This is a genomic window from Gynuella sp., from assembly GCF_050297175.1.
In the GTDB taxonomy this organism is placed as follows: Bacteria; Pseudomonadota; Gammaproteobacteria; order Pseudomonadales; family Natronospirillaceae; genus Gynuella.
Genome location: NZ_JBNKSF010000020.1, coordinates 12,193 through 20,312, shown reverse-complemented (window position 1 = coordinate 20,312; position 8,120 = coordinate 12,193). Strand labels below are relative to the sequence as shown.

The window sequence follows — 8,120 nt, the reverse complement described above, 5'->3', positions numbered from 1 at the left end:
AATACCAATATGTCCGTTCAGTCAATGATAATTCACTTAACGTCACGATAAGACTACTCATCCTTTATCTATGACACCCTTCCTTATTCCGTTCGTACTGTTAACCCAGCTATCAAATAAATTGCTCTGATCTTTTTGATGGCCGCGCTGAGAAATCCGATGATGTTGCACGAAACATCTTTTGATTGTTCTTGGCTGGCTTTGGCACAACCAAGAGTGATTCATCCCTGCATCACACGATTAAGCCGACAAAAATATTCAACGGGTTAATCTGAATGAGATAACACGAACCAACTTGACTACATCAGTCGACGCGATCCGTTCTTGTGTTGTTCTGAATTACTACCCGGCAATTGTCCAAACCATTTCCAGCGAGCCGTCACATGTGTCCAAACGGATTGTGAAAGCGACATGCACCTCCAGGACTTGTCCTGACACAATTCGTAAAAACCTGAGGATTCCCGAGAATGTTCGTTACGATGAATTCAGAGACTTCGTCTCTGTTCAAATTCGATATTTTCTTGTCTGTCGCCCCGCTGACATCTTTCTGAGCAATCATTTTTGCTATTCAGTTCTGAGATGTTTTCATCTTATATTTTTGATAAACACTGTGTGTCTCATGTGCTTTTCAGCCACTCAACGGGCTCCGCCAGATCATCTTCATAGTCCAGCCTGTCCACCAACTGTCCGTTTTCAAACTTGAACATTCGATCTGCTGTATGAAAATAAGCATCATCATGAGTAATAGCGATAACAGTTTTGCCCTGGGCTTTCAGCTCAGGCAACAAGGTATGATAAAAATATTTTCTGAAGTACGGATCCTGATCGGCGGCCCACTCGTCAAAAATGTAAATCGGCGCATCTTCGAGGTAAGACAATAACAATGCCAGACGCTTTTTTTGTCCGTGTGACAGCGATAATGATGAGATCACGCCATTGTGACTGGACACCTTGTCATCAAGCTTGAGTTTCTTAAGGTGTTCATTGATAAGTGCATCATCAGCAGGGTTACCATGCCGATCAAGGGCATAATCGAACAAATGAAAATCGGAAAAAATGATACTGAAATGCTGACAATACCATTCCCGGTTCTGACTCAGATCCACCTTGATATTGTCCAGATAAATTTCTCCGGCTGAAGCGGTGTAAAGTCCGACCAGGGTTTTGATAAAAGTCGATTTACCACTGCCATTGCCTCCGGTAATAAAAATGACCTCACCCTGCTGTATATCCATACTGATTGGACCGATACCAAAGTGATAACTCTCACCCGCCTCTGATTCATAGTGGTAGGTAAGATTACGCACGGACAAACAATTCCACTGTTTTAGCGTGGTCACATTGGCATGGTCCCGATTATCCCAACGTTCGGAATCCATACCGTTGGTGGACAACTTAAGACTGTTTATTTTTCGATGCGCTACAAACCCCGCTGCCACAACAGAGTACATATCCATCAGTGAGGAAATAGGACCGACGAGATAAATCATGATAAGCAGAAAACCTGTCACTACTTCTACAGACACCTGAGTGAACACTGCTTGTGACAGAAACACGATTGCACCCATCACAATGAACAGTATGACATTGGTCCAGTTATGGATGATGATGAAGTTGAATTCGGTTTTGACAGTCTTGTTTTTAATTTCTTCAACCTGAGGAGCCACTATATCCTGATAGAAATAGTATTTCCGGTTGACGTTAATATTGAGTTCTTTACCGCCTTCGACCAGAGATTTAAAACTGCCAAACAAGTTGTCGTCCGTTTCACGCAGTATCTTAAGAAGCCGCATCCCCCGGTTCATCAGAAGCTGGGCGAAACCGATAGCAAGCGCCAAGAAAACGAATACAAATGAAAACAACTGCCAGGAGTTGTACGCCATATATCCCAGACATAGCAATACCACAGATATGTTGTAGGCCAGATGGGGCAAGAGAGAGAAACCTGCAGCGAGGTTTCTGATATCTGAAGTCAAAGTGGCGTAGATCCGATGCCCGCCCAGACGTTCGATACCTTCATAGTCAGTATTCAGGACATTCCTGACCATGTAGTCTCTCATACGACTGGTAAAACCAGCACTCAAACAAGACAGGATATATTGAGAGAAAATACCAAATGCGCCCAGCCCTGCCAGTGCCAGAGCGAAAATGGCCACGTTACGCAAAACATTATCCACCCCCTCTCTGAGCGCGGAAATTTCTCCGTTTAACATCACCATCACACCAATACTGAATAACGCACTCAACGTACTCAGTATGGTTGCAAACAGTAATGACCATTTATAACGCTGTATTAATTCTACGACCACTGTGTTTCCTTTCCGTGCTGGATATGATTGATCTAATAACCAGACAGCTCTTCCCAAGCGGCCCGATTAAGAGCCGACAAAACCAGACCGGCGTAATGCCAGGCTTGGTCTTTGACGGCTCAGGGTGGACGTTGTCAAATTGACACTGTCCGATTACGGTACATCCTGATACCGATGCCTTATGGTAGTTACTGCTCGATCACAAAAAATTCCAAGATGTAACGCCATTTATACTGAAGCCAAAAGCCCAGAGTGTGTTATGAACACGTTTAAGAGATTTATTATTCCGATAAACAGACAGAGGGAATTCGGCAGTATCAGGTCATCATGACATATACTTTTCGATCGCCTTCAAATGCCTGTCGTCCATGGGCTGCCAGCACATTATCCACCAGCATGATGTCACCAGCCTGCCATGGGAAAATAACTGTATTTTCGTCATATATGCCGCGAATTTCATCCAACACGGAATCTTCAATCGTCGAACCGTCGCCATAACAGGCATTTCTCGGTAGACCTTCGATTCCGAGTATTTCAACTAACGCTTCTCGGATTTCGGGAGCAAGACTGGATACATGAAACAAATGGGCCTGATTAAACCAGACCGTTTCTCCGGTAACCTTATGCACGGTATGAGCCTGGCAAACCTGAGTGGTGGTTAGTTCGTCTTCGCTTTTCCATTCAAACTGGATATCGCGTTTATGACAAAAACTTTCCACTTCCTGTCTGTCAGTGGTATTAAAAACCTTTTGCCAATCCAGATCATATCCAGTGCCATAGTTACGGACATACATAACACCTTTATCCATAAATTTTTGTCTGATGGATTCAGGTATTTTTCGAAAAATCTCGCGACTGTCGGCCAGTGTGGTGGCACCGCCGCTGACAGCAGCCTTTTCACAATAGAACCAGAGGTAATCGGCCCAGATGTTGGTATAGGATTGTTCGTTATGGAGTGGGATTGTCTGGTGCGCGGGGTATTCTGTGGCAGTATAAACCCCACTCTGGATGCGGGAACGTGGAGTTGAGCCAAAATCGTAGTTTATGGAATCTCCGGTTGTCGCTGCAACAAGCTGACCGAATGAATCGATAGATACATCACCAGCACCTCTAATCAAGATAGCACCATGTTGATGCAGCCGCTGCTTAATCAAAGCTGACACCTCAGTCGCCAAGCTTGTAATAGAGGCGTCAGAGGTAACGCTATAAGGCAAAGAAAACTCCGCATGTGGCGCCGATTTGAACTCTATTGTTATTTCCTTGACTGTTGTCTCTTCAGTCACCATTACCATATTTTCCCTCCCGCTATAAAACCTGCTGACAACAAAGCGACAGTAAGCTCTATATCTATCAGTATTGATTTTTGATAAAGGTCATTAGTTTCCAGGTCAATTCAGAGAAGCAAATATACGCTGTGTGTCATACACAACTTTTGAAATGAATCGACCCAACAAACATTACACCTAACATTCTTTAGCAAGAACATTGCAGAACGATTAAAAAAAAACATTCAAATCCGAACTCAAAATTCATAGCCTGAAAACTTCACTACAGGCCTTTAGATAATTACTTAATATCATTGACTCTGCCTAAACATTCAGTCGGATGATGTACAGAAGATGATCTTTTGATGTCGTCTTTTGCTACTAAACTACCATTCCAAATTGGACATGACACTCACAAGGAATGATTCTCATTCTAAAGTAGGATAAACATATGATGGTGTTAAAAGTGCGTATCACTAAAACAATATTGCAGTCTTAAAACATGTAAATGTAGATAAATGACCATAAAAGCTATGTTATAGGCATCAAAAAGCTTATTTATGAACTTGGTCAATAACGATACTTTTAAACACCGACGATATCCAGGCCAGACTAAGGGATGGTTTACATTCGTACGGGTACTGAAAAGCGATATGTATAGATATTTGGCAACAATATTCATGACATTCAAAATCATGAGAGCAAAAATATTTTTCAAATATGAGATAAATTTTTCATTTTTATGACACTTTGAAGAAAAGACTAATGACTTGTGAAATCCTCGTTGGTTTTAAGTAGGATCAAGACATTTTTGTATAATGTCAGTAAAAAAGGGCAAAGTAACAGATCATGACAGACTCGCCAAAGAGGGATTTTGAAATACTTCTATGATTGGTCGTGAAAGACCACGATGAATAGATTTGAGTAGATTTGAATGCCTACATGAACATTGCATCTGGTTACCGATAGGCTCTATAACACCCCGATACATTTCGTTAATTATCGAATATGGTGTATTTGCTTTTCGAGTGCAATAGCGGCCTGATCAGCGGGCATCGGCCTGGCAAAATAGTAACCTTGCATATTGGTACACCCTTCCTGTTCCAATAACTTTAATTGCCAGAGGTTTTCAACACCTTCGGCAACGGTGCCAATACCCAGAGAAATACATAGCCGGCATAAGGCATGTACCATAGCCTGATTGTCTTTCGAACAAACCAGATCGTTCACAAAAGACCGGTCAATTTTGACCTTATCAAATTTGAATTTCTGAATGTAACTCAGGCTGGCGTATCCGGTTCCAAAATCGTCCATCGAAATCTGCACACCCATCTGGCTGATTTCTGTCAGCGTCGTTAGTGTGTTGAAAGTATCGTGCAATAAAATATCTTCGGTGATTTCCAATTCCAATCTTTTGGGATTGAGTCCGGATACTGACAATGCAGCCTTTACATCTGTTAATAATTTCTCAGTACGAAACTGTACCAGTGAGATATTGACCGACACAGAAACGCTTTCCGGCCATTTCCTGGCATCCTGACAGGCCTGTAGTAACACCCAGCGACCTATTGGAACGATCAGTCCGGTATCCTCTGCAACGGGAATAAACTCATCAGGTGCAATGGGACCACGTTCGGCATGATGCCAGCGTAACAACGCTTCAAAGCAGGCAATTTGATGATTAAGAGTACTCACTTGCGGCTGATAATATAACTCCAATTGCCGCTGTTCTACCGCCATCCGCAAGTCCACCTCCAATGCTCGCTGAGACTGAACCTGAGCATCCATTGCCACTTCAAAAAAACAATAAGTCTTTCGTCCTTTCTGTTTGGCACGATACAACGCCATATCTGCACATTTGATCAGCCTGTCGGGGTCGCTTCCATTGATTGGGGCAATAGCGATACCAATGGATATACCGATGAGAATACTTTGTCCTTCGATATTGTAAGGCTGACTGATAGTTTGAATTATCCTTTCGGATATCATTACGGCACTTTCCTGATCAGAATGCTGTGTCAACAAAACAGCAAATTCATCCCCGCCAAAACGACAGACCTTATCCGTATCACGCAGACATACCCGCAACCTCTCTGCAACGTGAACCAATAACCGGTCTCCTATTGGGTGTCCCATCGTATCATTGACCATTTTAAAGCAATCAAGATCCAGGTATAACAACGCAACATGTTGGCCGCTATTGAGTGTATCCAGAACGTCTTTAAATTCGATGCGAAACAATGTCCGGTTTGCTAATCCGGTCAACGCATCATGGTGGGCCAGATAGGTGATCTGTTTTTCCTGCCGTTGACGTTCAGTGACATCTTCATGTATCGATATCCGACCACCCTCGGCAGTTTCAGCAGTTCTAACCACGATAATTTTTTCGTCGCGGAAATTAATCATTTGCTGTGATAATGAAAATCCCGCAGGTACCGGATCTCCATTTTTTTCCTGTTTGCACATATTAAATACCGCGCCGTTATCTTGGCACGCAGTTACGACATCGAGGATTGGCATTCCTTCACGAATCTGTTGATCTGTCAGACAATAGATAGCCTTGAAATGGTGGTTACATATCAACACACGATCAGATGCATCCACCAGACAAATCCCCTGAGGGATGCTTTCCAGTGCTATTAATAATCTTTCATATTGCTTGTTGATTTTCACCTGCTCGCCAGTCAGGGTCTTCAAACCTGTCCAGCCCAATTCCGCAAGCAAGGTCTGAAATGAATTTGCCAGCATACCGATTTCGTCACGCCGCTCGGTCAGCTTTTCCAGTACAGGCTGGGATGGCTCGCCGTCAGTCAAAACGGTGTTAACGTGTTGTTCCATTCGTTCTAAAGGTTGCAGCAATCGACGGAACAAATAGAAACCGGACAACAGCAATACGACTGACGCTATGGATGCCACAAGCGTGAGCGTCCAACCAGCTTCAATCACAGCCCGGTTTTTGGACGCATTTGTATCGATATAGTTGGCTCTGATTTTCGACTCGAGTGTTTCCAAGGTAGAGATCATTGTGAGTCTGGCCGAATCTGCGGCAGCTTGATTAACCTGCATATCCACTCGTAAGGCTGTTTGTTTCTGCCAGATATCCTGAATGCGCTGAACAGATAGCGTGAGTGTCTCTAGGGGTTCAACCGCTTTAAAATCAGTGAGATGTTCATCAACCTGTGTTAATAAACGTTGTGCCTTCTCTGTTTCATTACTGAGCTGAGTTATCAAATTCCGGTAGTCAGCAAACCATCTTTTTTTCTCATTATCTGGAATCCCTGAGACCAGTTTCAGGAAGCTGTTTTGAATATCGCGGGTATGGTCTTTGAGGTGGACAAAAGAATTCAGTATCGGCCAGAACGACGTATAGTTGTCGTGGGCCATAGCCTTTTCGTCCGGCTTTCGCATAAGTTGCGAAGTCAGTTCTATCATCGCTTGATCCGATGTGCGATCAAGCAAATCGATATTAGTCAGCACTAACTTTTGTTGTTGTTGCAGTTGTTGCTGCAATGAATTTTGCATCTCACATGATTGCAACAGATCTGTAAATGCCTGGTACAAACGACTTCTGGCTTGATGGATACTGTCAGTATGTGCCTGTAAAGGAACTTGATTCAAAAATACTAGGAGTGTATCGACAGAGGCAAGACTGCTATTGAGACTGGATTGCGCCGATAGCATATAGGAGCTATCGATCGCATTACAGCTCGAAAACAGCCTTTCGGTTGCTCCTGTCAATTCATGAATGGCATTTGTTGCATCCATGGAATGACTCAACAATGGCAGATTAACTTCACCGGCAACAGCGGTTGCACTGGTAAATATCTCGATAAACCGCCAACTGACCACACCAGTCAAACCAACAAAAAGGGCCGATGCAAGCGCACCAGCAAACAACTTATAACGTATACGGGTCGAGAAATATTGTAACCAACCTCTCATATGAGAATCCCATCCAGATTTCCTGCCTGGTACAACAAAGAATTACACTCTCTGTTTTTTAATGAACTTCTGATTAACCTTCCAAACCATCGATATTATTCAGAACATTTCGTTTAACATTCATTAATTGTAGCCGATTACTTAGCAACCTATTTAGTTTTCGACTCGAACATTTATATTTAACAATCATGCTAACAATTAAATCATGAACACGACAAAATTCAGTGAAAGATCACGCAATAAAGAAGAATATTCCATGTAAATCCGCAAGCTTAGTTAGCGATATTTCTGCCAGTCACAATTAAATCAAAATATATAAAACCCAAAAATACCAGAACCACAGAGTACTGTTCTATTTTTACGACTGGGAAAAAATAACGAATGCTTTTCCCATAAATATATCCCCATAGGCCGAATAAAAATTCCATACTACGTATGGCCTGAAAAAGGTGTACTCATAGGAACCTTTGAAAAATAGCCTTTTTTTTCGCGTAGGGCGTTGTCGGCACTCGTCTCACATCTTCATTTACACCCGTAAATTGCGGTGTTGCGAGTGGTGCTTCCTCGCCTGCATCAAAACTACTCCTATTTTTAGAGGTCCCTT

The 8,120-nt window shown here is 42.8% G+C and carries 3 protein-coding genes; all 3 read right to left on the bottom strand.

The genetic code is table 11. From position 1 onward, the window contains the following. Nucleotides 1-617: 617 nt before the first annotated feature. Nucleotides 618-2,309 (bottom strand): cyclic peptide export ABC transporter, encoded by a 1,692-nt coding sequence (locus tag ACQY6I_RS08415; protein WP_428241030.1) that lies wholly within the window; start codon nucleotides 2,307-2,309, stop codon nucleotides 618-620. Between the two features lie 317 nt (nucleotides 2,310-2,626). Continuing rightward, the gene (locus tag ACQY6I_RS08410) at nucleotides 2,627-3,601 is read right to left on the bottom strand and encodes a TauD/TfdA family dioxygenase (RefSeq protein ID WP_428241029.1); all 975 of its coding nucleotides are present in this window, start codon (nucleotides 3,599-3,601) and stop codon (nucleotides 2,627-2,629) included. 972 nt (nucleotides 3,602-4,573) lie between these two features. Then, entirely contained in the window at nucleotides 4,574-7,516 is a 2,943-nt protein-coding gene (locus ACQY6I_RS08405; protein WP_428241028.1) for an EAL domain-containing protein, read from the bottom strand. Between the last annotated feature and the right edge of the window lie 604 nt (nucleotides 7,517-8,120).